At 49.0% G+C, this 869-nt stretch carries 1 pseudogene; it reads right to left on the bottom strand.

Annotation, left to right across the window (positions count from 1 at the left end):
• Positions 1 to 869 (bottom strand): annotated as a pseudogene (silS, locus tag APU11_RS13885) (copper/silver sensor histidine kinase SilS); the annotation flags it as partial.

Here is an 869-nt window from a genome sequence, read left to right as displayed (position 1 = left end):
GCCTGAATCATTTTCTCCAGTCTGGGCACGGATAAGATAAAACGCGTTGAGTGTACGTCCGATTCCACCTGCACTCTTCCGTGATGTGCTTCCACGATTGACTTCACAATCGCAAGGCCGATGCCGCTGCCTTCTCCTTTTCGTTGTCTGGACGGATCCACCCGATAAAAACGGTCAAACAACCTTGATAAATGCTCTTCAGGGATTGGTTTCCCCGGATTTTCAATCACAAGGTCAAAAAAGCTCTCCTGCTCTCTTATTGAGACGGTGATTGCCTGTCCCTCTGGGGTATAACGCAGGGCGTTGGATAACAGATTATTGATCGCTCTTCTGAACATTTGTGGATCTCCCTCAACCAGGCAGGGCATCCCGTTAAATTTGAGCATAATATTGCGTTCTTCGGCCCAGGCTTCGAAAAACTCGAAGACTTTCATGACTTCTGCTCTGAGGTCAAACCGAACCCTGTCAGGTATCAGCTGATTATTGTCCGCCTGTGCCAGGAACAGCATGTCGCTGACCATTTTGGTCATCCGGTTATACTCTTCAAGGCTGGAATAGAGGACATCCTCAAGTTCCTTCTGCGTTCGATCCTGACTCAGAGCGATTTCAGTCTGCGTCACCAGATTGGTGATGGGTGTTCTGATCTCGTGCGCGATATCGGCAGAGAAATTGGCCTGGCGGGTAAAAACATCCTCAATCTTTCCAATCATATGATTGAACGAGATAACCAGCTGCTCCAGCTCAATGGGAACGCGTGTCGGTTCCAGCCGCGCATCAAGATTCTCGGAGGTGATGTTTTTAATGGCATTGCTGACATTACGAAGGGGCAGGTGCCCCTGACGGACAGCAATGCGAATGATCAGAACAAT

This window comes from Enterobacter sp. 50793107 (genome assembly GCF_001463365.1).
In the GTDB taxonomy this organism is placed as follows: Bacteria; Pseudomonadota; Gammaproteobacteria; order Enterobacterales; family Enterobacteriaceae; genus Enterobacter; species Enterobacter cloacae.
The sequence above is the reverse complement of the archived record's forward strand: the minus strand, read 5'-3'. Positions and strand labels throughout refer to the sequence as shown.